At 60.7% G+C, this 26643-nt stretch carries 25 protein-coding genes; 7 read left to right on the top strand and 18 right to left on the bottom strand.

Going from position 1 to position 26643, the window contains the following annotated elements; all coding sequences use genetic code 11:
• Nucleotides 1-56 precede the first annotated feature (56 nt).
• On the top strand, nt 57-1139 hold the full coding sequence (locus tag SM764_RS15565; protein WP_081536350.1) for an AAA family ATPase: 1083 nt from the start codon (nt 57-59) through the stop codon (nt 1137-1139).
• Nucleotides 1045-3510: a S8 family peptidase gene (locus tag SM764_RS15570; protein WP_369002196.1), complete on the top strand. Its 2466-nt coding sequence runs from the start codon at nt 1045-1047 to the stop codon at nt 3508-3510. The genes SM764_RS15565 and SM764_RS15570 overlap by 95 nt, the downstream gene beginning before the upstream one ends.
• Before the next feature lie 166 nt (nt 3511-3676).
• On the opposite strand, the gene SM764_RS15575 is transcribed toward SM764_RS15570, so the two are convergent.
• From SM764_RS15575 to SM764_RS15650, 16 genes are all read right to left on the bottom strand, one after another.
• The gene (locus tag SM764_RS15575) at nt 3677-4405 is read right to left on the bottom strand and encodes a DUF736 family protein (RefSeq protein ID WP_369002197.1); all 729 of its coding nucleotides are present in this window, start codon (nt 4403-4405) and stop codon (nt 3677-3679) included.
• 125 nt (nt 4406-4530) lie between these two features.
• Nucleotides 4531-4833, bottom strand: coding sequence for a hypothetical protein (locus tag SM764_RS15580; protein ID WP_369002198.1), 303 nt, complete (start codon nt 4831-4833; stop codon nt 4531-4533).
• A complete protein-coding gene (locus SM764_RS15585) occupies nt 4830-8552 on the bottom strand; it encodes a strawberry notch-like NTP hydrolase domain-containing protein (protein WP_369002199.1) in 3723 nt (1240 codons plus the stop codon). The genes SM764_RS15580 and SM764_RS15585 overlap by 4 nt, the downstream gene beginning before the upstream one ends.
• A 106-nt stretch (nt 8553-8658) precedes the next feature.
• Nucleotides 8659-8934, bottom strand: a complete 276-nt coding sequence (locus SM764_RS15590) for a type II toxin-antitoxin system RelE/ParE family toxin (protein ID WP_089963184.1) — start codon at nt 8932-8934, stop codon at nt 8659-8661.
• On the bottom strand, nt 8921-9220 hold the full coding sequence (locus tag SM764_RS15595) for a type II toxin-antitoxin system RelB/DinJ family antitoxin (protein WP_044353023.1): 300 nt from the start codon (nt 9218-9220) through the stop codon (nt 8921-8923). Before SM764_RS15595 ends, SM764_RS15590 begins: the two co-directional genes overlap by 14 nt.
• Nucleotides 9221-9324: 104 nt before the next feature.
• The gene (locus SM764_RS15600; protein ID WP_089963186.1) at nt 9325-9981 is read right to left on the bottom strand and encodes a DUF6927 domain-containing protein; all 657 of its coding nucleotides are present in this window, start codon (nt 9979-9981) and stop codon (nt 9325-9327) included.
• Entirely contained in the window at nt 9981-10574 is a 594-nt protein-coding gene (locus SM764_RS15605; protein WP_369002200.1) for a regulator, read from the bottom strand. The genes SM764_RS15600 and SM764_RS15605 overlap by 1 nt, the downstream gene beginning before the upstream one ends.
• 74 nt (nt 10575-10648) lie before the next feature.
• Complete coding sequence (locus SM764_RS15610; RefSeq protein WP_369002201.1) at nt 10649-12631, bottom strand: ParB/RepB/Spo0J family partition protein; 1983 nt, start codon at nt 12629-12631, stop codon at nt 10649-10651.
• Between the two features lie 156 nt (nt 12632-12787).
• Nucleotides 12788-13177: a DUF3768 domain-containing protein gene (locus SM764_RS15615; RefSeq protein ID WP_088726108.1), complete on the bottom strand. Its 390-nt coding sequence runs from the start codon at nt 13175-13177 to the stop codon at nt 12788-12790.
• A gap of 87 nt (nt 13178-13264) precedes the next feature.
• Nucleotides 13265-13474 carry a DUF6330 family protein gene (locus tag SM764_RS15620; protein WP_088726107.1) on the bottom strand — a complete coding sequence of 70 codons (210 nt, stop codon included), beginning with the start codon at nt 13472-13474 and terminating at the stop codon, nt 13265-13267.
• A gap of 23 nt (nt 13475-13497) precedes the next feature.
• Nucleotides 13498-14436, bottom strand: coding sequence for an ArdC family protein (locus SM764_RS15625; RefSeq protein ID WP_369002202.1), 939 nt, complete (start codon nt 14434-14436; stop codon nt 13498-13500).
• Nucleotides 14437-14476: 40 nt separating this feature from the next.
• Nucleotides 14477-14962 (bottom strand): hypothetical protein, encoded by a 486-nt coding sequence (locus SM764_RS15630; protein WP_089963194.1) that lies wholly within the window; start codon nt 14960-14962, stop codon nt 14477-14479.
• Nucleotides 14963-16158: 1196 nt separating this feature from the next.
• On the bottom strand, nt 16159-17370 hold the full coding sequence (repC, locus tag SM764_RS15635) for a plasmid replication protein RepC (protein WP_369002203.1): 1212 nt from the start codon (nt 17368-17370) through the stop codon (nt 16159-16161).
• A 213-nt stretch (nt 17371-17583) separates the two neighbouring features.
• Nucleotides 17584-18513 carry a plasmid partitioning protein RepB gene (gene repB, locus SM764_RS15640; RefSeq protein WP_089963198.1) on the bottom strand — a complete coding sequence of 310 codons (930 nt, stop codon included), beginning with the start codon at nt 18511-18513 and terminating at the stop codon, nt 17584-17586.
• A complete protein-coding gene (gene repA / locus SM764_RS15645) occupies nt 18497-19690 on the bottom strand; it encodes a plasmid partitioning protein RepA (protein WP_369002204.1) in 1194 nt (397 codons plus the stop codon). The genes repB and repA overlap by 17 nt, the downstream gene beginning before the upstream one ends.
• 134 nt (nt 19691-19824) lie before the next feature.
• Nucleotides 19825-20706: a recombinase family protein gene (locus tag SM764_RS15650; protein WP_164193084.1), complete on the bottom strand. Its 882-nt coding sequence runs from the start codon at nt 20704-20706 to the stop codon at nt 19825-19827.
• Nucleotides 20707-20932: 226 nt separating this feature from the next.
• On the opposite strand from SM764_RS15650, the gene SM764_RS15655 reads away from it, so the two are divergent.
• Complete coding sequence (locus tag SM764_RS15655) at nt 20933-22000, top strand: helix-turn-helix domain-containing protein (protein WP_107818180.1); 1068 nt, start codon at nt 20933-20935, stop codon at nt 21998-22000.
• A gap of 173 nt (nt 22001-22173) precedes the next feature.
• On the opposite strand, the gene SM764_RS15660 is transcribed toward SM764_RS15655, so the two are convergent.
• Together SM764_RS15660 and SM764_RS15665 are read right to left on the bottom strand one after the other, a co-directional pair.
• Complete coding sequence (locus SM764_RS15660) at nt 22174-23493, bottom strand: MFS transporter (RefSeq protein WP_368981881.1); 1320 nt, start codon at nt 23491-23493, stop codon at nt 22174-22176.
• 8 nt (nt 23494-23501) lie between these two features.
• On the bottom strand, nt 23502-23762 hold the full coding sequence (locus SM764_RS15665) for a metal-sensing transcriptional repressor (RefSeq protein WP_368981882.1): 261 nt from the start codon (nt 23760-23762) through the stop codon (nt 23502-23504).
• A gap of 84 nt (nt 23763-23846) precedes the next feature.
• Between SM764_RS15665 and SM764_RS15670 the strand changes: the two genes are divergently transcribed.
• The 4 genes from SM764_RS15670 to SM764_RS15685 all read left to right on the top strand — a co-directional run bounded on the left by SM764_RS15670 (nt 23847) and on the right by SM764_RS15685 (nt 26641).
• Complete coding sequence (locus SM764_RS15670) at nt 23847-24203, top strand: hypothetical protein (protein ID WP_096807349.1); 357 nt, start codon at nt 23847-23849, stop codon at nt 24201-24203.
• Nucleotides 24204-24263: 60 nt separating this feature from the next.
• Nucleotides 24264-24992, top strand: coding sequence for a HupE/UreJ family protein (locus tag SM764_RS15675; protein WP_368981883.1), 729 nt, complete (start codon nt 24264-24266; stop codon nt 24990-24992).
• A gap of 17 nt (nt 24993-25009) precedes the next feature.
• Complete coding sequence (locus SM764_RS15680; protein WP_369002205.1) at nt 25010-25633, top strand: transmembrane anchor protein; 624 nt, start codon at nt 25010-25012, stop codon at nt 25631-25633.
• A 342-nt stretch (nt 25634-25975) separates the two neighbouring features.
• A complete protein-coding gene (locus tag SM764_RS15685; protein ID WP_368981886.1) occupies nt 25976-26641 on the top strand; it encodes a L,D-transpeptidase in 666 nt (221 codons plus the stop codon).
• Nucleotides 26642-26643: the final 2 nt, after the last annotated feature.

Consider the following 26643-nt stretch of genomic DNA (forward strand, 5'->3'; position numbering starts at 1 on the left):
TGTAGAAAAGACCTTAGTATCATTGAAAATGATCATTCAGAAAGAGCAACTCGACCTTGGCTTCCGCCCAACAACTCATCGGTCTCGTCAAGAGCCACGCAGAAGGGGACGCTGATCGTTTTTACGATCTGGCGATGCAACTCTCTGCGGCTGAAGAGCAGAAGGGACATACCCGTCTGGCTGAACAGTTGCGACAATGGGCCGAAGCGGGACAGAAGCCGCCTTCGAAGCGAACCCCTGCGATCACTCCTATCGCAACACCCCGCGGTGATCTGGCGGAGTTCCTTGCCGCGTCCTATCCGACCGAGCGCCTCGTCGATGTCATCTTGCCAGACAGGATTGAGAGCGAACTCGCGCATCTCGTTGTAGAGACACGAATGCGCGAAAAGCTCGAGGCGAAAGGGTTGAAGCCACGGCGGCGCGTTCTCCTCTCCGGTCCTCCCGGAACCGGCAAGACCCTGAGTGCTTCAGCGCTTGCCGGTGAGCTGCAGTACCCTCTCTTTTCGGTCATGCTCCACGGACTGATCACAAAATTCATGGGTGAAACAGCGCAGAAGCTGAAGATGATATTCGATGCCGTCAAGACGACGCGCGGTATCTATCTCTTCGACGAAATCGACGCTTTGGCCGCGGCCCGGGGCGGTGAGAACGATGTCGGTGAGGCCCGGCGGGTTCTGAACTCGTTCCTGCAATTCCTGGATGAGGATACCGGGCCTTCGATCGTCATTGCCACTACAAACCTGCCGGGAATTCTTGACCGCGCTGTGCTGCGCCGCTTTGATCTTGTTTTGCCATATGTCATGCCCGATGGCCCTGCCATTCGGCAGGCGCTCGAACGCCGTTTGATCGGCTTCTCACTCGCTCGCATGGGATGGAAACGGGTTATAGACGTTGCCACAGGCCTCTCAACGGCCGATGTTGTGGCAGCGGCGGAAGATGCCGCTCGACGTGCTGTTCTGAATGATACCGACAAGATTGCGACACAGGATTTGCTTGATGCCCTCGAACGCCGACGGTCGCTCCAAGAACTAGGGACCGATGACAATGGCACGAGACCTTCGGCACTTCCACCTTCGCAATCTCGGACAACCTCGCCCGTTCCAAGCAAAGGGCGGGGGCGGGTCCAAAAGACCAAGTGATGTCCCCAATCGCGCGGCGCACGCCCAAGCATTGCTTCAGGCCATCGACGCGCTGCCAGATATTCCAGCAGCCGAACTTCCCGGCGTCTATCTGGAAGTACGCTCGCGTATCGACGAGCGCCTGAAGAAAGGCAGCCTCGACGCTAGTGGCCTGACTCTCCTTCGCGTCGCCGAGACCCCTGATCCCGGTGGCACCGAAGAGCGCGCGACGGTGTTTGCGACAGCCAAGGGTATTGAAAAGCTGCGCAAGAAGGTCGAGCAGTTTCGGACGGAAGACACACCCGACCGGGAAAAGGATGGTGAATTCATCCCAGGCCGTCCGAAGAACGCGGATCTAGTGCAGAGCGTCGCTGCCATCACGGAAGCGGGATTGCGTGCCCTCTGGCGCAGCCCTTCAGGCAAATTTCCAGCAGCGGATGTTGCGACCGTCTGGGAGGTTTGGCTCGAGCCTCAAATGACCGAAGGTTTCGTCGCGGCCGCACCAAACTATGGCGTTACCGTGGGAGCAGATCGGCTGGAGTTTCCCGAAGATATCGTTGTGATCGTAGAGGCCGATCGCAATCAGCTCGCCCAAGCCGTCCGCCGACTAGGCGGCGTGCGCGCCCTTGCTGCTCCCACCATCACAGCGGATTTCTTCGACGGCTTGCCGGTGGCAGAACAGGAGCAGTGGGTCGACGAACTCGCGGGTCGTACGACCTACACTGACAATCCCGATCCTAGCTACGTCACGCTTTTGGATACCGGTGTCAGTCGCGCGCATCCTCTCATTCAGCCGGCGCTCAGCGTGGATGACCGACATGCCGCCAACCCGGCCTGGGGGCTGGAGGATGTGAAGGGCCATGGCACGCAGATGGGAGGACTGGCGCTCTTTGGAGACCTGACGCCGAAACTGCACCAGGCGAATCCGGTTTCTGTCGTGAACCGTCTGGAATCCGTGAAGCTGCTGCCTGATGCAGGGATGAACCCGCATCATCTCCTCGGCGCGGTTACCAGGCAGGCGATCAATACAGTAGAACAGGTCGGCCCCCGGCGCCGGACCTTCACCATGACCACGACGACGGGTGAGGACACCCCGCATGACGGCGCGCCGACGTCATGGTCGACGGAGGTCGATCAGCTCGCCGCCGGTGTTTCAGGTGAGGTGAAACAACAACGCTTGGTGCTTGTCTCCGCAGGGAATACCGACAACTTCACCTTTGGTGCCGGAAACTACCTGGACCGATGCGATCACGAAGACAACGAAATCGAGTCGCCGGCCCAGGCATGGAATGTTCTGTCTGTTGGGGCCTTTACAGAGAAGACCGTACTGCCAGACGGAGAGCCGGCCCAGGCGCTTGCACCATTCGGCGATCTATCGCCAGCTTCGAGAACTGCATCGTGGTCGTCCCATTGGCCGAACAAGCCGGACGTCGTCCTTGAGGGTGGAAACTGGGCGCTAAGTGCCATGCCACCGCCAATGCGGCATGGATGGTTATCGCTGCTTTCGACTCACCACAATTACCCAGTCCGATCCTTCACATTCACCTTCGATACCAGCGCGGCGACCGCGCTTGCCGCGAAGGATGTAACGGAACTCTGGTCGGACTATCCGACGCTTTGGCCCGAGACAGTGCGTGGTCTCTACGTGTCGTCAGCGCGGTGGACGCAGCAGATGCGTGCGCATCTGCCGGCCCAGCCAAACAAGGGTCACTTCACGCCCCTTTTTCAGCGCTATGGGTATGGTGTGCCGGACATGGCGCGTGCCCGCCGCAGCGCGTCGAACGCGCTGACCCTCATCGTGGAAGATACGATTACGCCGTACGGGATTTCAGAGAAGACCGGCGGTGATGTCCACAATGAAATGAAGCTGTTCGCCCTTCCCTGGCCCGTTGAGGCTTTGCGCGCGCTCGGCAATGCCGATGTGACCTTGCGGGTGGCACTCAGTAGCTTTATCGCTCCGAACCCGTCCGAAGCCTCGCGCGGCGTTCGGTATCGCTATGCGTCCCACAACTTACGTTTCCAACTCAATCGCGCTGGCGAGAACGAAGCCCAATTTCTGGCCCGGATCAGCAAGGCGGCCGAACAGCCCGATGGTCCTGCAAGCGACGAAGATGATCTTTGGGACTTCGGTAGCAATCGGCGCCATGTCGGGTCGCTCCATATAGATCAGCTGACATGCAGGGCTTCAGATCTGGCGCGGCGCAACTTGCTGGCTGTTCACCCAGTCACCGGTTGGTGGAAGTCGAAAAAGCTTCTCGCTGAGAGTTTGCCTTCCGTACGCTACGCACTGATTGTGGAAATCGACGCAGCAGAGTTGGACACCGAGCTCTACGCCGAGGTTCAAGTTGCTGTTGACGCATTGATTGCCGCTCAAGCAGTTGTACAAGTCTGACTTTAATCGAAACTCCGCGCGGCACTTCCGATCTAGCAGTCTCATCTACACCGGAACGCCATATGAAGTGGCAGTTCGATCGCTCTATTGAAGCAAGCACAGCAAAAGGGGAACCGTGAACCCACGGCTCCCCTTGCAGTTCAGATGTTCAAGCCTCGTACCAAGGTCACGCGACCAGCGACAGCCCCGCGCCCGCATCGTGCGACGGCTCACCGCTATCGATGAACGGGATGATCGAGAAGGTCTGACCGCCGCGCTGCTCTTCGTTCTGCACGGCGTTCACGCGCAGATCACCATCGGGCGTGTTGATCAGCAGCGAAAGGTAGTCATTGCCCGTGCGGCTGCTCTTGGCCATCCACGCCGAGCCAACGCGGATCGGCGTGCCCCGGGGCGAGCTGACCTCGATGCGGTAGTCTGGGTGGGTCTCCTCGGACTTGTAGCTGTTCTCGATCAGCATGAACTCCAGATCGAACATCATATTGGCGATGTAGCCGGTGAAGGCGTTGTCAGCGTCCATGGCGGTGAGCTCGCCCGAGATCGAGCCGGATTTCATCAGGCCGTTCGAGACCAGCGGGATGATCTCGAATTCGCCGCTCTGGGCCGCGCGCGCTTCCTTCGTCTGCACGGCATTGACGCGGAACGGGCCCAAACCGACATCGATCTGCATCGAGATGTAGGGATTGCCGCTGGTCGTGCCAGTCTCGTTCCAGGCCGTACCGATGCGCACCTTGCGGCCAGACTTGTTGACCGCCGTCACGTCGTAATCCGGGCTGCGCGCGGACATCTTGGCCCGTGCCTCGAGCTGGATGGCAATGTCAAAGCGCGTTGAATGAATCATGCCGGTGTACTCGGCGGTTGCGGTCTCGACATAGCGGTTCAGGGTTCCTGCGAACATGGGATAGTTCCTTCTTGGATTGGCCGGCGCCTGACGTCCTTGCCAGCGCATCCGGGATTGCTTTCTCGACCCCTTGAGGGACCACAAATCAAAAAGCCTGCTTTCCTTTCTGCCCTGCCCGCGGGTCAGGGCTGGCCTCCGAGTGGGAGTGCCACCGCGCCTCCGGGTGCTGCGCCCCTCCCCCGCCCGTCTGGTCTTGATTGGCTGCCCGGATTTTCCGCGCCGTCCTCCGATCGCGCGATGAAGAACTCCGCCTCTTCCCCGTTCAACCTTTGCCCGCCCTGGTCGGTCAGACCGATGGAGCTGCCGTTCGGCAGATAGGTGATGAGGTACTGACCGAGCCTGTCCCTGTGGACAACGTAGCCGGTATTGGCCCAGTGCACGGTCTGACCGGCATCGACGGCCGCCTTGATGTCTTCGAGTGTCATGCGATCCTCCTCAAGAAGAATGGTGGGGACCCGTTGGGCCGCACGGCCTTGCGCATCAGCGTGACGATATCCTCGTCATACATCTGCATGGGCCGCGCCGAGATGAGCGCCGCGCGACCGGAGGCGCGATTGACCATCGGCAGCTTGTCGGGATTGCGCGAGAGGGCGTCATCTGCCGACAGCACGTGGACCGGGTCCGTCACCTCAAGTCCGATGATCCGCGTGACCGCGCCGGATTTCGGGCAGGTCCAGAGATCCTCGGTGGAGACCTGTTCGATTTTTTCACCACGCAGGGTTTCCACGCCGAGATCCAGCGTGCCAGCCGCGCGCGCCCGTTCGGTCTGATCGGATATTCTCGCCATGAACTCCGCAAAAAGCGCGTTCTGCATGTGGATGGGGAGGGCAAGCACCCGGTTGAGAAACCGCTGGATCGGTGGAAGCTCCTCAAGGAGCACCCCGTCCTTGTCGATCAGCCGCAGGGCCGTCCAGTCGGTGAAGCTCTCGTAGCTCATCGCCTCAGCGCGCCCGGCGGCAAGATCGGCGAAATACCCACGCAGCGCCGCCCGCGCGATCGGGCTTTCGAGATTGTCCTCCTCCCGGAACATGCCTTGCGAGCCGGTCTCGCGCTGACCCTTGGTCAGGGCCCCAAGCTGATCGAGGCGTTTCGCGATCGTCGAGGTGAAGCGCTTCTCGCCATGCACATCCGAGGTGCAGACCCGGAAAAAGGGCGCGCTGACCTGCGCCGAGCGATGCGTGCGCCCCAGCCCCTGGATGGCCGCGTCCGCGCGCCAGCCGGGCTCCAGTAGATAGTGCCGCCGCCGTTTCTGGTTCTTCGCCGTTTGCGCCGCATGATAGGACCGGCCCGTGCCACCTGCATCGGAAAAGATCAGTATATCTTTCTCGCCGTCCATGAAGGCTTGGGTCTCGGAGGAATTGCTGCTGGCACTGCGTTTCTCGATGAAGAGATGACCATCCGCGGCCTTGAGGGGCCGGATGGACCGCCCCGTGACTTCCGCCACGGCCTCGTCGCCAAAGGCCCAGAGGATCTGATCGAGCGCCGAAGGGATCGGGGCGAGCGTCATCAACTCCATCATGGCCGCGTCACGTAAAGCGAGCGCTTCGCGCGAGACGACCAGCGCGCCGGCCTCGTCTCGCAAGGGTTCCGCGACCATGTTGCCGTCGATCTCCACGAGCTTTTGCGCGTGGATCGGGAATGCCTGTTCGAGGTAGCCCAGAACATAGTCGCGCGGCGCCAAGGCACCCTCGACGAGCTCGTCGTCGGAATCCACCGTCTCAAGCCGGCGTTTCAGCAGGCTCTCGCCCGTCGAGACCACCTGGATGACGCAGGCGTTGCCCGCCGCGAGGTCATCCTCGATGGCACGGATGATGGTCGGGGCTTTCATGCCCATCAGGAGATGGTTGAAGAAGCGCTGCTTGGTGCTTTCAAACCGGGACTTGGCCGAGGCGCGTGCGGCCGAGGCATTGGTCTCGCCAGAGGCATCGTTGACACCGGTCGCGGTCAGCGCTGCTTCGAGGTTATGGCGGATGGTGCGGAAGGCACCCGCATAGGCGTCGTAGATCTCGATCTGGGCAGGAGTCAGCGCATGTTCGAGCACGTCATATTCCACCCCATCGAAGCTGAGGGCGCGGGCCGTGTAGAGGCCGAGCGTCTTGAGATCACGCGCGACCACTTCCATGGCGGCAACGCCGCCGGCTTCCATCGCCGACACGAAACTCTCACGGCTCGGGAAGGGGTATTCGGGTCCCTGCCCCCAGAGCCCCAGCCGCGCGGCATAGGCGAGGTTGTGCACGCTCGTGGCGCCCGTTGCCGAGATGTAGAAGACCCGGGCGCGAGGCGCGGCCAGTTGCACCCGCAGGCCGGCAAGGCCCTGCTGCGAGGGTTTGACCCCCCTGCCCTGCTCGGACCCTGCCGCGTTCTGCATGGCATGGGCCTCATCAAAAGCGAGGACGCCGTCGAAATCTTCGCCCATCCAGTCGAGGATCTGGCTCAGCCGCGTGGTGCCGCATTTTCCCGCGGACCGCAGCGTGGCGTAGGTGACAAAAAGGATACCATCGCCCATCGGGATGGGCTGATCCGGTTTCCATTTTGAGAGCGGCTGGATGTCGGCGGGCGAGCCGCCAAGATCGGTCCAGTCGCGGATCGCGTCCTCGATGAGCGTGGCGGATTTGGAGACCCAGATCGCCTTTCTGCGTCCAGCGAGCCAGTTCACCAGGATGAGCCCGGCGCATTCGCGCCCCTTGCCGCAGCCCGTGCCGTCACCGAGGAAGTAGCCAAGGCGATAAGCATTGGCGTCCGGGTCATCATCGGCACGGGTGAGTTTGGTCTGGTCGTCGTCGATGGTGAACCGCCCCGGCAGGTCACGCCCATGGGCATCATGGGCCATGATGATGGTCTCGAGCTGAGCCTCGGAGAGATGCCCATCCTCGATCAGCCTGGCAGGCAGGCGCAATTCCGCACTGGCCGCGCCAGAAGGCACGGGCGGCGCCACGGAAGCCATGGCGATGCTTTCGACCAAGGGCGTGGGATGTTCCTGCGCACCAGCGATCTCGATCCGCTGAGGGCGATAGCGCTCATAGATATCCGAGACGGGCGTGTTGTCGCGCGCGGCCTCAAGGCTTGTGAAAGTGAGCGGTATGGCGGCGTTGGTCTGAACGTTGGACGCCACAACTCTAGCAACTGGTCGCTTGCGCGTGACAGGCACTGGACCGACCGATCGCGCATGAGGGTTTTTCGCCGCCTGTTGTACGGGGCGCGCCTCGGGCCGGGTTGCGGCCACGGCGTCGGCAAAAGGAAGGGCTTCATCCAAGTCCCTGACGCTGGCGCGGATCATCTCTCCGTCCTCCTGCACCTTGTCGAAGACCATCAGCTGGGTTTCCACAGAGGTGCCGAGCTTGCGGTAAACCTGTCCCGGCATCGTGAGGGCCAAGCGCGGCGTCAGGAGACCGCAAGCGCGGGACCAATGCGCGGCATCGCGTTCGGGCGTGAATCCCGGCGGCATGATCGCCACCAGCCGCCCGCCATGCGCGAGACGCTTTGCAGCCGCAATGAGATGTTTGGCGGCGATGTGCTTGTCGCGGGAGCGATCGACCGAGGAGGCGAACGGCGGGTTCATCACCACGATGTCGGGTAGAACCGGCTTCTGCAGCAGATCGTCGATATGCTCGCCGTCATGGCCCGTCGCCTCGCCGCCGAAGACCGCGCGCAATAGGCTATGGCGAAAGGAGTCGATTTCATTGAGAGAAAGCGTGGCACCGGCCCGGGCAGCAAAACCGGCCAAAGCACCGGTGCCAGCCGAGGGCTCCAGCACGGTCTCGCCCTTGCGAATGGCTGCCGCCCGCACGGCCAAGGCGGCAAATGGCAGTGGCGTGGAAAACTGCTGCAACCGGATCTGCTGCTCGGAGCGGCGGGTTTCCGTCAGCAGCCGTGAGGCAAGCAGTTTTGCGGCGAAGTAATCATCCTCACTGTTGTCGCCACGTAGCAGCGCCTGCACAGCCGCCGCCTGCATCAGGTCATAGGCCTTCCGCCAGTCCCAGGCGCCCCCGGCATCACTGCCAAGAAAGGTCTCTCGCATGATGCGTGCGAGCGCTGAGCTGCGCAGGGGTTGGTGGTCGATCTCCGTGCCGATCTGCTCGAGGGCAGAGACGAAGTTAGCTTTGGATTCAATAGGATCGGGGAGCGTTGAGCAGGGCTTGGACATGGGGAATTCCTTTGGATCAGGGTCTGAGTTCCAAAGGAGAAAAAGCCCGCTCTACACTTTGAAGGCGTAGAGCGGGCAATTTCTTAGCGGGGGGCCTGCACCCCCATCATGGCCACTGCTGCGCAGCATGAAGAACGCGTAAAATGGTCACCATCTCAAGGCTTTCAGCATAAACCACGATGTAGTTCGGCCGAATAACCATCTCCCTAGTCCCGTCCACACGGCCCGCGCGGTACATCTGAGGGCGTTCTGGAAGGAGGGACGTCTTGTGTTCAATCTCGTCTTTGAGAACTTGGGCGGCATCCGGGTTGTCGTCAGAGATGTAGTCAATGATTGCCAGCAAGTCGGCGATGGCCGTCGCTTTCCATTCAAGATTTGGCAAGGCGCTTCCCGTCAATCAATGCCTGAGCGTCTTGCATCGCCTTGGCATGGGGCGTTGTGGGCCTTGGATCGTCTAGCGCTTCCTGTACCTTCGCCCGGAACCAGGCGTCATAGGCATCCGGATCAGCGGTCAATCCGGCAGGCAAGCCGCCTTCTGCGGCCACGCGGGTCAGAAGAATACGCACCGCGTCGGAGAGCGTCAGACCGACGCCCGCAAGTGCGTCCGAAGCCTGTGCTTTCAGCTGATCGTCAACACGGACATGAAGCATGGATGTTTGGGCAGGCATGGATGGTCCTCCAGTTGATGGGAGCGATGTATCTCATTTGAGATACGATTTCAAGGCGGCAGTATGTGTGCACGTGGTCCCGTGGTGTTGTCTCCGCGGGAAACTCAGCCACCCTGCCCCGCGAGATACTCCGCCAGCACCGGGCTGGCAGCACCTTTCGCGGAGCTGAGCAGCTCAGAACCCGCAAGCGTAGCCTTCGAGAGGCGTACGAGCCCGCCGGTTTCCTCGATCCGGTAGCAGCGGCGTTTTTGCCGCCCCCGCTTGTAGTGGGTCGCGGTGACGATCTGGCATGTACTGCCATCGGTGAGCGTCACAGGGGTGGCGAGCCTGATCTTGTCGCCTTCCTCGTAGTTCGGGATCGAAGCCCATTCCCGGCAGCGCTGGCGCCAGTCCCGGGCGTAGCTGTCCGGGTCTTTCAGGTCGGAGAGAAGTTCGATCAGCGCAAGGGGCGCGCGCGACGCGTTCGGGCCAGCGCTTTCCTCCATATCCTTGTAGCCCCAACACCCATCGTCGTAGGCGGTGAGGAAGACGGCGGCGAAAGTGATCGAGCCGTCAGGATCGGTGACATAGGTCGCGTCCTCGACAGGGGTGCCATCACGATTGGTAACCCTAGCCGCCGCATACCAGGTTGAGCCGACCTTGCAGGCTTTCACCAGTTCGGTTTTGCGCGTGTCGCCCTCAAAGGTGCAAAGCCGGGTGATCTCTGCTTTCTCATCCGCGTAGGATTTGACGCGGCCGTCGGTGTAGAAGAGCCAACCCATTACGCCGCCCTCCGGTCATCGATTTCCATCAGCGTATCGAGCGGCACGCGGTAGGGCTGCATGGCGTCGAAATCCTCGCAATTGCCGCAGTTCTGCACGATCGCGAAGGTGTCGCAGGCATCCTTGAGGATGACCCGGAAGGTACCGCCAAGACCTGAAGGCACCTCGTAGGTCCCGCCGATCAGATAGTCCGAGGCCCGGCGCACGAAGACGCGGATGCTGTGGCCATCGGTGGCGAGCCGGATCGCCCTCTGCCCCCGATCAATGAGCGCCTGCACATCGTCAAGGATGTCCGTGTAGAACTGGCCGGTCAGATCGCGAAACGCCATGCGGCGCTGCGCCATCCAGTCGGCATCCCGAAACGGGTTCATGCCTTGGGCGAAGGCGACGGACGGATCGGCCTGCTCGGTCGTGACGATGCGGGTGGTTGTGCCGTCGATGCCGTTCGAGCGCAGATGCACGCCATTGCCGACGATGAGGATCAGGGCCGGCCTGTCCACGGGCCCGTTCCAGTTGGGCAGGAAGGTTTTGCAGGCGCGCGCATGGGCGATCTGCGCCGCAACAGCGGAGGCAGAGAACTTGAGAATAGCCATGGGGATGTCTTTCGGTTGGGTATGAGAAGATCGACCCGCGCAGGCGTCATGGCTCGCGCGGGTCGCGTGAGGACTCAGGCCGCTTGCGCGATCTCGCTGTCAGGCTCGGGAGATTGCGAGGCATGCTCCGCCTCATCACAGGCGACGTCGGCGGTCTGCATCATGGGCGGGCACCAGGCGGCCACAGCAGCGCGCTGCGCGTCCGTGAGCGTCGCGAAAGGCTCGGCGAAGAGCTTGTCGCAGAAGGCGACGATCTCTTTCTTGCTCGACGAGGCCAGCGTCACCGCCTCCTGGGCCAGACCCAGATCTTCGCCGAGGATCTTCAGGAGCCAGGCCTTCTTGAAGCGGTTGAAGAGCGCCGCATTTGGCGTCCAGTGGGCGCGGATGTCGGGCATGATCTCGATCTCGAAGTCATGCATCAGGCTGTCGCGCTGGCGGTCCCGTGCGAAGCAGGACTGCGTCGTGCTGGCGGTCGCATAGGCCACGAGCTTGGCCTTCTCGCCGGCCTCCAGCGCGCGAAACGCCGCGAACTGATCGGCGGGCGAACGGTTGTCATCGAGCCAGGAGAGGTCCAGCGCATCATGCGCCGCCGCCACCTGCTCAAGCGAGGTCTCGTCGATCTCGTCCATTTTGGCATGGCTGCGGTATTCCTTGCGGGCATCGATCTTGATCGCCTGCGTGACGCTCATGCCGCTGGCCAGAACATCACTGACCAGCTTGAAGAGCGTCAGATCGAGCGTGGCCTCGGGATTCAGCGCCATCGCGGCGCCGAGGGCCATGGCCCGCTCCGTCTTGAGGTCCTCTGCCAACGAGGCCGGGTAGCTGATTTCACCAGCGTCGGGGGCCTCCTCTCCGGTGGTGTTGGTCGACGAACCGCGCGCGCCCTCCTCTTTCACGGTGTCCTCGGGGCGCACGAGGCCGATATGGAGCGTAATCTTTCCACCCTGCCACGACGCGATCACCCCGGACCGCGCGAGGTCCTCGGCGCTATAGGCCTCCTGCAGATCGCGCGCTTCGTCTTCCAGAGCGTCCACGCGCTCGTAAAGGGCATTGTAGGCATCGTCTTCGAGCCCCTCATCCTCCATCTCGAGCTGCAGTTTCTCAAGCTCGGCGGTGATCTCATCGATGCGCTTCTGGCTCGCCTCATCCGGCTCGATCGGGCTGGGATAGACTCGGCCATAGTCGGCCATGGTCGCGTAATCGTAGCCGACCACCGAATCGGCCCAAGCAAAGCCCAGCTTTATGCGGGCCTCCTCGGCGGCGGCCGCGAGCTTCTCGAGCAGGATGGTTTCGACCAGCGCAGCGTCTTCCAGCACCGAATGCTCTTCCAGGAGATCGGCCGCGATCGCTCCGCCGCGGGCCTCGTATTCCTCGCGCACGAAGGTACCGATGTCGTCGCTGACCTGCACCCCGCGCGATTTGAGCGCCTGACGGACGGTGTAGGCCTGCAAGTAGCTGTCTTCCTTGGTGAGCGCCTCGAAGACCTCGCGCTGCACTTCCTGGCTCGGATGCTCAGCAAAGGCCTTCATCGTGTCGAGTGTGATTGTCTTCGCGCGAGCCGCCGCGCGAATGTCGGGATGAATGAGACCGTAGCGCAGGCGGCCTTTCACGGCAGCGACTGTGGTGCCGAAGGTCCTGGCGATGGTCTCGGGGGTCTGGCCATCGACCTCCATCATCCGCGCGAAGGCCTCGAACTCGTCAATCGCGTTCATCGGGGCTTGCGTGATGTTCTCGGCGAGCGACAAGGCCGTGGTGACGTCGCAGTCGTCCCGGACGAGACGGCAGTCCACCTTGGTTTTCGCCGTGAACCCCTTGACGGCCTTGTCCGCGACCAGCTCTTTCAGCGCGGCATGGCGCCGGCCACCGGCAAGCACGGCATATTTGCCGTCGAGCTTCTGGACAAGGAGCGGCTGGAGCAGGCCCAGTACGGCGATGCTGGCCTTCAGATGGGCGATGTTCTCGGGGTCGTAGGTTTCCGGGGAGTTGCTACGCACATTGGCTGGATGGGCAGTCAGATCGCCGGTGGCGACGGAGACGGGTTTGAAGCTTGCGGTCATGGGATGTCCTTTTCGATGGGTATGGTGAGATCCGCGCGTTCACGCACGTGACCAATCCCCGGCTTCGGGGATCAAAAGGACAAAAGGCCCACTCTCCCTTTGAGGGGTCGGTGGGCCTTCATTGCCTGAGATGTCGGGGAGGAGTCCCCTGCCCTTCTACCAGTCGCGCGCCAGCATGATGGTCAGCACGCGCGTGGTGGTCGTGGGGTTGTCCGGGGTCTCGGCTCCGTAGCGAAAGTCGGAATCCGCTTCATACAGATCGATTTTCCAGAACACGGTCTCGCCGCGGACCGTGACCGACCCGAAATCATGCCATCCCTCCGGGTCGTTCTCGGGCTCGAACACATCAAACTCCCCGGTCGCCTTCACCGCCTCGGCCATGAAGCCGTCACCAGCCTCCATGAGCGAACGGGTAACATGCATCCGGCCTTGGATGGGCTGCGCGGGCGGCACTCCAAGGCACGCGAGTTTGCGGAACGCGTCGTTCTGCGCCGCGATTACGGTCGGATCCGGACGGTCTGACTGGGGTTGAACGGTCATGGATATGGGTCTTTCCTTTGAGAAGTTGAAACACCCTTCCCAAAGCCTGCTTTTTCTTTTCCGCGGGGCGGAGGAACCGAAGCAGAAGGTGCCCTACCCGAACAGCCCCTTGGGTCTGTAATTCGGGTTGGGGATGGTTTCGATCCAGCCGCCCTGGTCCTTGATGCTCTCAAGTGCCGCCGAGAGCGGATAAGCGCCCTCAGACGCGCTCCACCAATAGGCACCGCGTTTGAAGGTGATGATCTTGCGGCCGCCGTCTTCGAAGCAGGCCACCCGCAGCGTCTTGGGTTCCTTGCGTGACATGCGAGTCTCCGTTCTCCGTGTGGTCAGGCGGCCTCGGCACTGCGCCCTGCCCTGCCCGTCTCCGATCTGGCGATCAGATAGTCGCAGGCGCGCTGCGCATCCGCGGCGTGCTTGAAGATCGCACCCTTGTCCGACCGAAGGACCCGTAACCAGTTGTAGAGATAGGCGGCATTCATCTCGAGCGTATGGGCCGTGAAGCCGAGCGTCTGCCCCAGGAAAACCGAGGTCAATTCCGCGACGATCTCCTCGCGCGCATAGGAGGTGTTGCCGAACTTCGAGAACCCGAAATCACGGTTCAGTCGATGGGGGGCTTTCGTGGCATGGGCCAGCTCATGCGCCCAGACCCCGTAGAAGTTCCGCGGGTTTTCGAACCGCGCGATCGACGGCATGAAGACTTTGTCCACGGGCGGCAAATAGTAGGCTTCTGTTCCCGTGAAAACGGTCGTGATGTCGATAGCATCGAAAAACGCCTGCATGTGCGGGATGGGCTCGGACGGCGGATGCTCGGGCACGGGCTCCGGGTCGGGGAAGAAGCTGTCGGGCAAGCCATCGATCTGGCAGGCGTTGAACACGCGGTAGGATTTCTGGAAGCGGAATACGCGGGCCTCCTCGGAGCGATCATCCCTCTCCCCGTGGTCATCCTCGCCGCCGGCGTCCCTCCGGCTTTGACCGTAGTAAACGACGACAGAGGACTTCTCGCCCTTGCGGACCTTCGCATCCAACGCATTGGCTTGCGGCAGCGTCATCCAGAAGGGCGAGCTGTGCCCCGCCATCACGGTGCGCATGGTTAGCAGGAAGTTGTTGACCCCCTGGTAGGGCTCACCGCCCACGCGCAGGGGGCGCGAGCTGCCGCCTGCGGTCCAGGGCTTGCGCCACGGCAGGACACCGCGCTCGATGATGCGGATGATTTCGTTCGTGATGACCTCGGAGGCATCGAATTTGGGCGTGCGGGATCGGGCCATGGCTGGCGTCCTTTCGTGTGTTGGTGAGAGAATTTAGGGGTCAGGTTGACTGGCGGGGGCGCGGATCGTTGACGATCCTCGCGCCGAGCCGCTCGACCATGTCGATGTAGGTGGTCAGCGAGACAGACTGGCCGGCACCTGAATGGTCAGCGTCAACCGATCTGCCTCGTGTCACACGGGGCAGGTTCGCGAAGCCGATGCCATCGGTGACGGGTCGGATATCGATGAACGGCGTCCCTCGCGCGACCGCAAGAGAGGCCACGGGAAAGCGCTCGATTGGCGCGTGGGTGGATACGGTGGCGCAGCCGAGATGGAGGAACGTTCCACCCGCCCCGCAGATCACATGGGCATTCGGCAGCGTCGCCGCCTGCCTGAGATAGCCGAGATCACGCAGGACGGTCTGGCGTTCGAGCCGCTGTGCCAGCGCCGTCTGGCCAGTTCGGCGCAGCTCTCTATGTCGCCACCAGGAGGCCGCGGTTGCGCGGAGCACGCGCAAGACACCTGTTTGCATGGAAATGCCCTTCATCCGGAACGGCAGACCGGAACCCGGCCCGGACCCATCTGAGGGACCCCAAAGGCCCTCATCCGTCAGTCACAAAACCCGAAGAACACTTTCACTTTTCGTGGACCAAACCCATGAAACACCCAACCGCCACCGAACTGTACTGGTACGACGGGATCAGAACTTCCACAGGGCCCATCGGCTAGACCTGTGGCGGCTCCTTCTTCACGAGATAGCCCAAACCGCTCAATCGGCCCGCAACTGCCAACTTCTTCATAAAGCGTGCTGATGCTTTGGCTTCCCGCCGATGTAGCGGATCGGCACCCTGGAAAGGGAAACCATGTCGATGATGGCTGTTATGGGCATAATTTCCCATCGCGAACACTAAAACACAATAACCCATTGTTATTAAATCGCTTTCATCCACCGGATGGATCAGATCATTCCGCAACCAACATCAAAGCACTCTTTTGAAGAGTTCGGGTGTCATGAAATCAAGAGATTAAGTTGCACCCGCTGTTCTGCGATGTCCTCGCCGTCCACTACGACCAAATCAGTGGAACGCGGGACCGCTGGCAACCAGCTGCTGCGCTTGAGGAACCGATTGCCTCGCTGGCCATGTCGCCATTATCGAAGTGACTGAGAAGTTACCGGCTCCCCGCGTGCGGGAATTCGAGGATCGAGCCCTTGGTCAAACGGTTTTGGCAACCATCGATCGTCTGTTCCTTGTGCGCTGCGGCCCGTAGCCACGATATCATGCAACAGACATCCACAACCTACCTCTCAGGCATTAGCACCGATGAAGGCCAAGGGAATATCCGAGGCCAGGACCCAAATCGCCGTCAGCAGGCGCCGGATAGCGTAGAACCAATTGTTCAGGGTATTCATCTTCAGATCTCAGACATCGAAAAGGGCAGGGGCCGCGGAGGCGCGCAACTGCTAGGTTGGCTACAGCGCAACGCTCTGTATGTTCTTCACTAGCCGCCTTTGCGCTACTAGCAGCGATGGTCACCAGCTGAGGTTTTACCATGATGATCGGGATGCCCTCGTCATCAGATCTTCGCCGCGACGAAGGCGAAAGCCACTTTCACGATCTCAAATACCGCCACACCTCAACCCCCTAACTTTTCTCTCTCGAACACCGTTTGTGTGCCGAGAGCCTGCTTAACAGCTGTTAAGTTATGCCATGCCCGCCGCACGAGATCGGAGTTTAACAGCTGTTAAGCCGCGTTCCGCCGGCCAATCAATGCCATGACCATTGGGCCACAGGAAAACTCGCCTGCCGCAGCTTTGGCAGTCAGAGCTCGCAAGTATCCACCAGGCGATCTTATGTCGGCGAAGCGTTCCAGCATGGCAGCAACGACGATCGACGCTTGCTCCGGACCCATGAACCGCTGTGCTTCTTCCCATGCAGACGCACTGATGCCCATGGCTGGCCGCACATGGCACGCCGCATCGAAGAGCTGATGCCAATGCCGGATCTCACCTTGGTAGAAGGTCTTGAGCGAGGGACATGCCGCGATCACTAGGTGCAGCGGGATCTTTGGCAGGTGTCTTGCGTCCTGTTCATCAACGTCAGCCACCGGCTCATTCGTGTCCACATCTGGCACACCCGCCGCCGCCCCGCTTTTTTCTAAAGCAGGTTCAAGATCTTTAGATTCTTTATTTGAATTATGATGGTGACGCTCAGATTGGGCATCATTGGTGTTCATTTCTTCTGTTTCAGGGCCATCAATGATGTTGCGTGCCTGGTCAAGGAGAGCTTCAAGGTCGGCTCGATAGGCCGCGAGGTCCTCAACTGAAAGCTTGCGGCGAAGCGCGCGGGCTGTGAGGGTAGCCCTGTCGCGAAGCTGATCCCAGAAGCCTAGGCCTGGCTGCATCTCGTCTCCGAACTCGGCGAGGGCCGCGAGATCGCGGCGCATGAGGCTTACGACCTCTCTCAGGCGCCTGACGCGCTCCTCAGCCTCACGTACGGCCTCTGCGGCCCGTGCTATCTCCTCGGACTGACAGTAGAGCGGGGAAAGATCGAAGCCAAAGGCAACGCGGTCTTCGCCGTGCTTACGGACGTAGCGCTTCCCATTGGGGCTATCGCGCCGCTGGAGCAAGCCAGCCTCGACAAGACGCGCGAGGTGACGACGCATCGTGGAGCAGGGCATACCATTCAGGCGCTCACAGATCGCCTTGTTCGAGGGGAAGACGACCATCTCGGCGTTCCCGCCAAGCGCATCGTCCGGAAAGAAGCTGAGGAGCCCCTGCAAAACCGTCAGATCACGTTCCGAGACCCCAAAGGCCGCTTGCGCCTTGGAGAGCTCGCGCAGGAGTTCCCACTTGTTAACGGGTCTGGCTGGAACAGATGCCTCGGGTCGCTCAATGACGCGCAAATGGGCGTGAGAAATTGGCCGCATAAACGGCGAGATTGGTGTGTACTCCATGAAAATGTCCACGAAGACAAAAATTCTAGGGCCCGCGAATCGCTTTGCGCTTGCGGGGTAGGGGCCAGAACGCTACATTCAGAAGTGCGAAAACTGAGATTTTGTAGCGGGCTGATCCCGGTGCGAAACCTTACAAAGGTCTCGTGAAGCTAGCTTCTCGGGGCCTTTTTCTTTTTGCCTGTATCGTGCCTCCTTCTTGTTGGTTGCTCTTCCTCAGTCTCCTGAACGCTTCCAGCGCTCATGAAGCTCGGTAATCAGCTTTGGGGCGTTGCCCTCCAACCAGCTGATAAAATCAGGTTCATCCGTAGTTAGATCAAGTTTGAGCTGCTTGCCTTGGCGGCTGGTCTTGACCGTCGCAGCTCCAACACCGGGGATCGCCAAAGCAGGCACACCCTTTCTAGACGGGCTTGCTTTCTTTTCTGCGCTCTTCGCAGCTGCCAGAACTGCGAGAAACGCACGCTCAGAAACCTCATCGACCGAGCCGGAACTTCCGGACTTGGCTGCATGAGCTATGGCTAGCAGTTGGTCCCGATTACCATCGTAGGCACCCAAAGCCTTTTTGAGCTCTTCCCATCTCGGGCGACCAATCCCAGGAGCTGCACCAATTGCCTGGATGAGATCCTCGCCGACCGTCCGAACGACACTCAAGAGCTGTGAAACCCCAGCTTCGTGGAGGTTAAGGACTTCGGCGACACCACGATTGGTGCGCTCAGCCCCTTCCAAATGGTCGCCGTCTAGAAGCGCCGTCGCTACTAGCGCACGTTCAATAAAGCTCAGATCACGACGCTCTTGGTTCTCGAGAAGCTGATCTCGAAGCGCTTGATCACCTTCAACCTCTGTGACGATGGCTCGAACTTTGATACCGAGTTCGCGACATGCTTCCAAGCGTCTGCGGCCATAGATCAGGTTGTAGCGATCGCCTTCCAGTGGGCGGACCAAGACAGGCACACGCTGACCGTTCTTGGAAATAGAGTTCTTCAGGCCCTCAACTTCAATCTGAAGCCTGTCATCCAACCGTCCTTCGGTAACAATCTGCGCCGGATCGATCTCAAAAACACCGCCACGCAGTCGGCGCCCTTCAAGAGCGTCAGGAGCGTTGCGAAGGGTCTGCAGCGGCAGGCCAAGTTTAGGCTTTCTTGCCATTCCGCCCCCATGTGTTCTGGATGATTTCAGCGATCTCATCGTTCACTGCGTTCATAGACTCGATCGCACGATCAAACGTCTGACGCGTGAAGTCCTTCTTGTCAGCTTCGTATAGCGTTTGCTTGGTCAAGCCGGCATCAGAAATTGCGGTCGACTCAACCATGTGATTGGTCAGGACCGACCTCCCAAAGAGCCCGCGAATGAAGGCGATGACTTCGGTCTGTGGTGCGTCGCCGACTTTGTATCGCGTTGGCAAGAAGCGAAGCCAATCGAAGCGCAGATTTGCGCCTGCATCCCTGATTACTCCAAGGAGATCCGCAGTCATTCGCAGGAATTGGGACATCGACATAAGGTCAAGCATCTGCGGGTGAACCGTCACGAGCACACCAGAGGACGCGGAAAGTGCTGACATCGTCAAGAAACCAAGTTGCGGCGGACAGTCGATCACAACAACGTCGTAGTTCGCTTCAACACTATCGAGTGCGTCATGAACTCTCGCGAAGAACGCCTTCGCTCCGCCTCGCTGGATCGCAGCAGGCGTCTCGTGCTCGAACTCCATGAGTTCAAGGTTGCCCGGGATAAGATCAAGGCCGCGGATGTAGGTCTTGCGGATCACTTCGGCGATCGGAACCGGATCGTCATAGCGAACGGCATCATAGAGGGTTCCGCCCTCCATGAGGTCGAGTTCTGGCTGGATTCCGTGAAGAGCCGAAAGAGATGCTTGGGGGTCGAGATCGATCGCAAGAACCCTGTACCCCTTGAGCGCCAAGCGCTGAGCGAGGTGAGCAGACGTCGTCGTTTTGCCGGACCCGCCCTTGAAGTTCACCACTGAAATGACTTGAAGCTCGTCACCGTCGCGACGTCCAGGCACGTAAGTTCCAGACTTTTTTGCGTTTCCTTCAAGCGTCTGCCGGATTTCCCAGATATCGTCGAGCGTATAGCGGCGATGACTTCCAGCCGTCGTCTCGACCTCAACGATCTTTCCTTCTCGATGAAGCTTCCGAAGATAGGTATGGTCGACGCCAAGGAGCTCAGCAGCTTCGCCGCTGGTCAGAGTGCGCATCACCTTCTTTGCATCTGGTGGGAAGTGTGCAGCGCGCTGAGCATGCAGGTTCGACGCGAGAAGTTCCGCGTAGTGCCCGATGGCGATATCTAGATCCTGTTCTGCTTCGCTCATGTTTGCCCCGATCCGTGGGCGCGTTTTTTATGTGACCGCGCGTTATTTTTCGAGACTATTGCCCGAGCAGCCAGATTCGTGCAAGCACTTTCTAGATTTAGTGGCAATCCGTTAGGCCAACACAAGTGTCGTGTTCAGAGGAGCCCCAACTTTTCCGCACGCTCAAGCAGCATTTTGACCGAAGACGGCTGCCAGCCAGTGCGGCCTCGAGGGGTGCGCTCACGCATGGCTTCCAACCGGTCGCAGATCGCTTGTAGCGTGATATCCGGGTCCGACCCTTTGATGGCCGCCACGATGGCCGGCAGGCGGTCATCGGTTTCGCGGCGTCCGGCGCGGCCAAGCACCTCGGCAGGAAGGAACCCGTCGCGCACATATGCCTTCACAGCGCGGAGCAGTCGGCTTTGTGTCCAATGGCGATCTGGGGGCAGGGGGCCATTGATGATCCGCAGCAGGTCTTCCCAGGCCATATCGGGGCGCAAGCGGCGCACATGGGGCACCCAATCCTGCGCGGTCTCGTTGAGGCGCTCCATATAGCCGTCCTGTCGCGCCAGCCGCACCTTGCGCAGTGCGGCGGGGTCTTTGGCGCGCAGTCCAGGATTGCCACCAACGCGCCCTTTGGCCCGCGCAGAAGCAAGCCCGGCCTTGGTGCGTTCGCGGATCAGAGCGCGTTCGAACTCGGCCGCGGCGCCCAGAACCTGCAGCGTGAACTTGCCCTGTGGTGAGGATGTGTCGATCGGGTCTTGGAGCGAGCGGAAGAAAGCCCCCTTGGCCTCCAGACGCTCAATCACCTCAAGAAGGTGCGACAGCGACCGCGCGAGCCGATCGATTCGCACGACGACCAACGTGTCGCCGCTCTGGACACGTTCGAGCACCCGCGCGAGCACCGGCCGCGCACGATTGCCACCTGAGGCGTGTTCTTCGAATATCTCGACGCAACCCGCAGCTTGCATGGCCTCAGACTGGGGCAGGGGGGTCTGATCCTCTGTGGAAACGCGGGCATAGCCTATCAGGGGCATGAAATCGGGCCGTTTGCAATTTTAGGTATCGCTATTAAACGACCGTTTGTAAACAGATGCAAGGGCGCTCTCTGTGGTGCTGCTCATCAAAAACCCCTTGGTTTTCATATGCGGAGCGCGATCAGAGAGATCTCGCAGACCACCGCGCGCGCGTGCTATATAAGGTGTGCAGGTGCACCCTGACAAAACACTTGGGTAAAATGCAAAAGTTCCGTATTTTGCGCATATGAAGCCTCAAGTATCTACGCAGTTTGATAGTTTTGACGATCCTCTAGTGGATGCGGAGGGGCTTGAAGAGACGTCTGCGGACGACCTGTGGTTCCTGCCCGGTCCAATGGATGGGGAGCCAGATTATCTGCCGCCTGGACCGAGGGCAGAGCTGCCTGAAACTGCAGTCCTCGACGATTGGCGGAAGGCAGAGGCAGGCAACGCCGCCCATCTCGCCCGTGTGGCTGGCCGGATTGGCGCGCTGGATGATCGTCTGCACCGTGGCCCGGACGGCTGGCGGCATAGGCTCGCGCTGATGGAGGCGGCAGACCTCAGCTGGTTTGTGGGCGATCGAATTGGCCCGGATCGGCTGGCGCTCTGGACATCCATGCGCTTGTCCGGGGCGCAGGAAGACACCGCAGCGCTCGCGCGTGTCGGATGGGCGGTGCGGCGTCTTGCCGGCGGTCCCGGACCCGAGGTGGACCTATCCGCTTTCCTCGATCGCCGTGACCCTGAAAACATGGCGGATGGAGCCGATCCCTTCGCGGATCGCGCCTGCGGTTGGCTTGACCTGATGGCGCAAGCCGCCAATCTGCACCCGATCACGCGCGCTTGCCTGGGCTTCCACCTCTGGAGTCTCGCCGGCCTCGGACAGCATGGCGACAGGATGGAAGCGGCGGTCACCGCTGCGCGGATCGCATCGAGTGAAGGGAAAGGGGCAGTCTTTGCGCCTCTGGCAATGGGCGGGGCAGGGGGGCTACGAGCCGGTGGTCCGCCGGTCGACCGTCTCGCGCGTTGGCTCGACGGCATCGAGACGGCATGCCTGACAGCGATGCGGCACCTTGACGATATCGAAGCTTGGGCTGCGCGGGCGGAGGCCGAGATGACGCCGCTTTCAGGCAAGACACTCCCTTCCTTGCGCGCTGTGCTGATCGAATGGCCGCTCGTTTCGGCCCCGATGGCCGAGGCCCTGACGGGTGCCAGCCGTGCCGCCGTCCAGCGCAACCTTGCCTGGATGGAAATGCGAGGCCTGATCCGCGAGGTGACAGGGCAAGGGCGATTCCGGATGTGGCGGATTGCAACTTAGGTTTAGCTCGTCGTCCGGAGGACAAAAATTTACGTTTAGGTCGAAACAGCCGTACGCTACGCTTGTAGAGCTTCACGCATCGAGCCCATGAAGCCCAATCTTACGTGGTTGATGGCTGTCCGTAAGGGAGAAAGTAAACTTGCCTGCGTCCTGTCTTGGCCTTGATCCACAACTTAGAAATGCGTGGCCCAGCGGGGATGGCTCTCGTCGATGATCAAGGCGTGGCTGTGCCTGCGATGCCCTTGCAGATGGGGGTGATCAAGCGGCAGATTGTCGTGGGTATGCTCTACCTCGACAGGATCGTTTGCGGGCCAGAGCTTCAATGCAATAAGCATTCCAATGCCAGCGAGGAGGGCCAGTCCGGCCAGCGCGGGAATGACGCCATAGACCGTCAGCATCCAACCCGACAATGGATAGGTCACCAGCCAGCAGGCGTGCGACAGCGCGAATTGCGCTGCGAAGAGTGCCGGGCGGTCTCCGGCATGGGCGGAACGGCGCAGCAAGCGGCCCGAAGGGGTGAGGACGGCGGAATACCCAAGTCCCACCAGCAACCAGGCTGCCAGAAGGATCGACCAGCCGAGCCCGGCTACGAGGACCGTCATTCCCAGCCCCAGAAGTGTCGCCACCATCAGCAGCGCGCCACCGAACATCACAGGCCGGTCCGGCAATGCATCCAGAACACGCGGCAAAGCCAAAGCGGCCGTCATGGAGCCCGCACCGAAGGCGAACATCGTCCAGGCCAGTGCACTCTCGGACAAGCCAAGCTCTCCGCGCACCAGAACGACGGTATTGACCAGCACCATCGCGCCTGCCGCCGCGGCCGCGAGGTTCAGAGCCAGAAGCCCACGAAGACGGGGCGTGGCAAGATAGATGCGGATGCCGCGCGTGGTGCGGTCATAGACGCCGCGCGGCACGGATGGACGGGGGCTCGGCAGCAGTACCGAGACGACCAGGAGTGCCGAGGCGGTAAAACCTACCACTGTGCCGATGAACAGCGCGTTGTAAGACATCACTGCCAACAGAAGCGCGGCTAGGGTCGGGCTGACGATGTTTTCGAGATCGTAGGCCAGCCGGGACAGCGACAACGCGCGGGTATAGCGCGCCTCTTCGGGCAGAATGTCCGGGATCGTCGCCTGAAATGTTGGCGTGAAAGCGGCGGAGGCCGATTGCAGCAGGAAGATCAGCACATAGACCTGCCAGACCTCGGTCACGAAGGGCAATGCCAGCGCGACACCGGCACGCACCAGATCAAGCGTCACCAGCAGCGCGCGGCGCGGCACCCGGTCCGCGAAGGCCCCGGCGATGGGGGCGATGCACACATAGGCCACCATCTTGATCGTGAAGACCGTGCCCAGCACCAGCGCCGCGCCATCCCCCGCGAGATCGAAGGCGAGGAGCCCGAGGGCGACTGTCGCGAGCCCGGTGCCCAGAAGGGCGACGACCTGCGCCAGAAGCAGATGACGGTAGGTGCGGTCGGAAAGGATATCGAGCATGGCGAGCCTCAGAGATAGCGGGCGATCGCCCGTAGTTCGGCGCGATCTGTTTCGGAACCTTCGACGTTCAGGCAATGATCCATATGGTCATGGATCAGCGCCCGCTTCGCGTTCGTAATAGCCTTTTCGACCGCCTGCATCTGTTGGGCGATTTCGAGGCAGGGCTTGCCTGCCTCGATCATCTCGATCACGGCGCGCAGGTGGCCGTCAGCACGTTTCAGCCGGGCGACGAGGGCGGGATGACTTGTATGAACCGGGGAATCTGTCATATGAAAAGCTTATCCTCCCCTGGGGGATAGAACAAGATGGTGCCGCGACGCACCACGCGAGCGACGAGCGGGCAGGCAGAGTTGATGACAAGTTTACGGACAATCGGAAAGGCGGCTTTCGCGACCCTTCTCTGCGCGGCCATTCTTGTCTGGTCGGTGATGCCTACAACCTCGCACGCTCCCGCGATCATCGATGTGCTGCAGGAGCACGCGGAGATGATCGCCGAGCACGGGCATTCGCACGGTTTGGAAGAAGACCTGGCTTGGGCCATGCACGGGCACAGCCACGACAGTATCGATCACGACCACAGCCAGGCGGTTGTGCCTCGCCCCGATCTGTCGCCGCAGCCGCTCGATATCTACAGGACCGCATGGTGGCTGAGTTCAGCCACAGCGAATACGCTACGGATAGACCAGATCGAACGACCTCCGCGCGTCTGATCGACCGCGCGCTATCGGCGCGTTTCATTCGATCATCAACACATATGCGGAGTTCAATCCATGACTACAGTCCATCGGGGCTGGACCGATCCCGGCATACGCCGGATCGTGATCCTGTCCTTCATTACGCTGTCAGCGCTTATCTCAAGTGCGGGCCACGCGCTTGCCCATAACGTCACCGAAGATGACGCGGGCTACATCCAGGAAATCTGGGGGGTAAACATCATTCCCTTCATGTATCTCGGTGCCAAACACATGGTGACGGGTTACGACCACATCCTGTTCCTGCTTGGCGTCGTCTTCTTCCTCTACAGGATGAAGGACGTGGGCATCTATGTGAGCCTCTTCGCCCTCGGGCATTCGACCACGATGCTGCTCGGCGTCTGGTTCGGCTGGGGCATCAACGCCTACATCATCGACGCCATAATCGGCCTGTCGGTCGTCTACAAGGCGCTCGACAATCTCGGCGCCTACCAGCGCTGGTTCGGGTTCCAACCCAACACCAAGGCCGCGACGCTGATCTTCGGCTTCTTCCACGGCACTGGCCTGGCCACCAAGATCCTCGACTACGAGATCGCCTCGGACGGACTTCTGGCCAACCTGCTGGCGTTCAACGTGGGCGTCGAGATCGGTCAGCTTCTGGCGCTCGCCATGATCCTCATCGTCATGGGCTACTGGCGAAAGTCCCCGAACTTCTTCCGCCAGGCCTACACCGCCAACGTCGTCATGATGTCGATGGGGTTCATCCTCATGGGCCTGCAAATCACCGGCTATTTCGTAGCCACCTGAGAAAATTGGAGACCCAAATGTTCAACGCAGAAAAACCGAGCCTCGAAGAACTGCCAAGCTCCGCGCAGCTGATCCGTTCCACCGCCATCGCGGCCGCCAGCGCTGTCGCGATCCTCGTGACCGTCGTGTTGCCCGCTGAATACAACATCGACCCGACGGGGATCGGTGGAGTCCTTGGACTGGCGGAGATGGGCGAAATCAAGGCCCAGCTCGCGGAAGAGGCCGAGGCCGACAGGCTGATGGACCTCGAGGCAGAGGAACAGTCGAGCCTGATGAACGATATCTTCGGACTCTTCGTCGGCGCGGCACACGCGCAAGAAGCCGAAGTCTGGCGCGACGAAATTACCTTCACTCTGGCACCCGGGGACAGTGCCGAATGGAAACTGGTGATGGAAGAAGGCCAGACGGTCGAATACCGGATTATTGTCGAAGGCGGTCGCGTGAACTTCGACATGCATGGCCATGGCGGCGGTCAGTCGGTGACCTATGATAAGAGCCGCGGCTCCACTGGAGACGAAGGCGAAATCGTCGCCGCTTTCGACGGCGAGCACGGCTGGTTCTGGCGCAACCGCGACAGCGAGCCCGCCACCGTGACCGTTCAGGTTTGCGGTGAATATGCCGAATTCAAAGACGCCAGTTAATCTTAGGTGCTGCCATTTCTGCGCTATGTGGGAAGGGCAGCACCTACTCGTTGGGCCTAGCAGCCAGTTCCGCGCACATCGCGGCAATGACGGTTGTGAGATCTCGAGACAGAAGTGCATGATTCTTGGCGTTTTTGCGCACACAAGATCTGGCCCAACGAACTCGTAGCTTATCAGTCGATACAAAGTGCAACCGTAGCAGGCGATCTCGGACTGAAAGAACTGCCGACTTATTCACGAAAACTTGCCCTTGAACCTCTAGCTACTAGAAGTCTTATCTAGTGAATTTGAACACATACCGGTCTTGCCTTTAATCGCCGGTGGGAACCGAAAGGGTACGACATGCTGACAAGACGACACTTCATTCAGACAACAACGGCGCTATTTTCGGTGACCGGTCCCGGCATGGCTTTTGCCGACAGTTGGCCCACCGAGGCTCAGAAGGCTGACTGGGACGCACAGGTGACGCCGCAGAATTATGTCCCCGAGACCTCCAACCCATGGGGATTGCACCCGCGGTTCCTACCGCAACGTGTAGTCGCGAACGACGGTCTCGTGCCGGGAGATATCCATGTCGATGCGGTCGCGCGATATCTCTACCACATTGAAGAGGGTGGAACCGCGATGCGCTACGGCGTCGCGATCGCGCGGGGAAACCTCTACGAGCCGGGTGTCTATACCATCAAGCGCAAGGTCAGGTGGCCGCACTGGCAACCGACACAGAGCATGATCAATCGCGACCCCGAACTTTATGCTGACATTGCAGATGGCATGGAACCCGGACCGGAAAACGCACTTGGATCAAGGGCGCTTTATCTCTACCTCGGGGATCGCGATACCCTTCTACGCATTCATGGCACTCCGAGCCCACGGAGTATCGGTGGCCGCGCAAGTTCGGGCTGCGTGCGGATGGTTATGGCGCATATCAATGACCTATATCCGAACGTCGAAATCGGCTCTACGGCCTATCTTTACTCGGCGGAGGACAGCGTTACTGCCCGCAGTTAAGC

The sequence above is a fragment of the Pseudophaeobacter sp. 1A16562 genome, from assembly GCF_041008785.1.
GTDB lineage: Bacteria > Pseudomonadota > Alphaproteobacteria > Rhodobacterales > Rhodobacteraceae > Phycobacter > Phycobacter gallaeciensis_A.

Bases quoted from the DNA above. Each gene is read 5' to 3' on its own strand.
- repA (WP_369002204.1), bottom strand. From the start codon at position 19,690: ATGAGCGAAGCAGAACAGGATCTAGATATCGCCATCGGGCACTACGCG.
- SM764_RS15630 (WP_089963194.1), bottom strand. From the start codon at position 14,962: ATGAAGGGCATTTCCATGCAAACAGGTGTCTTGCGCGTGCTCCGCGCA.
- SM764_RS15670 (WP_096807349.1), top strand. From the start codon at position 23,847: ATGACAAGTTTACGGACAATCGGAAAGGCGGCTTTCGCGACCCTTCTC.
- SM764_RS15650 (WP_164193084.1), bottom strand. From the start codon at position 20,706: ATGCCCCTGATAGGCTATGCCCGCGTTTCCACAGAGGATCAGACCCCC.
- repC (WP_369002203.1), bottom strand. From the start codon at position 17,370: ATGGAGTACACACCAATCTCGCCGTTTATGCGGCCAATTTCTCACGCC.
- SM764_RS15675 (WP_368981883.1), top strand. From the start codon at position 24,264: ATGACTACAGTCCATCGGGGCTGGACCGATCCCGGCATACGCCGGATC.
- SM764_RS15655 (WP_107818180.1), top strand. From the start codon at position 20,933: ATGAAGCCTCAAGTATCTACGCAGTTTGATAGTTTTGACGATCCTCTA.
- SM764_RS15595 (WP_044353023.1), bottom strand. From the start codon at position 9,220: ATGCCTGCCCAAACATCCATGCTTCATGTCCGTGTTGACGATCAGCTG.
- SM764_RS15585 (WP_369002199.1), bottom strand. From the start codon at position 8,552: ATGTCCAAGCCCTGCTCAACGCTCCCCGATCCTATTGAATCCAAAGCT.
- SM764_RS15665 (WP_368981882.1), bottom strand. From the start codon at position 23,762: ATGACAGATTCCCCGGTTCATACAAGTCATCCCGCCCTCGTCGCCCGG.
- SM764_RS15605 (WP_369002200.1), bottom strand. From the start codon at position 10,574: ATGGCTATTCTCAAGTTCTCTGCCTCCGCTGTTGCGGCGCAGATCGCC.
- SM764_RS15680 (WP_369002205.1), top strand. From the start codon at position 25,010: ATGTTCAACGCAGAAAAACCGAGCCTCGAAGAACTGCCAAGCTCCGCG.
- repB (WP_089963198.1), bottom strand. From the start codon at position 18,513: ATGGCAAGAAAGCCTAAACTTGGCCTGCCGCTGCAGACCCTTCGCAAC.
- SM764_RS15610 (WP_369002201.1), bottom strand. From the start codon at position 12,631: ATGACCGCAAGCTTCAAACCCGTCTCCGTCGCCACCGGCGATCTGACT.
- SM764_RS15600 (WP_089963186.1), bottom strand. From the start codon at position 9,981: ATGGGTTGGCTCTTCTACACCGACGGCCGCGTCAAATCCTACGCGGAT.
- SM764_RS15625 (WP_369002202.1), bottom strand. From the start codon at position 14,436: ATGGCCCGATCCCGCACGCCCAAATTCGATGCCTCCGAGGTCATCACG.
- SM764_RS15575 (WP_369002197.1), bottom strand. From the start codon at position 4,405: ATGTTCGCAGGAACCCTGAACCGCTATGTCGAGACCGCAACCGCCGAG.
- SM764_RS15685 (WP_368981886.1), top strand. From the start codon at position 25,976: ATGCTGACAAGACGACACTTCATTCAGACAACAACGGCGCTATTTTCG.
- SM764_RS15660 (WP_368981881.1), bottom strand. From the start codon at position 23,493: ATGCTCGATATCCTTTCCGACCGCACCTACCGTCATCTGCTTCTGGCG.
- SM764_RS15570 (WP_369002196.1), top strand. From the start codon at position 1,045: ATGGCACGAGACCTTCGGCACTTCCACCTTCGCAATCTCGGACAACCT.
- SM764_RS15580 (WP_369002198.1), bottom strand. From the start codon at position 4,833: ATGACACTCGAAGACATCAAGGCGGCCGTCGATGCCGGTCAGACCGTG.
- SM764_RS15620 (WP_088726107.1), bottom strand. From the start codon at position 13,474: ATGTCACGCAAGGAACCCAAGACGCTGCGGGTGGCCTGCTTCGAAGAC.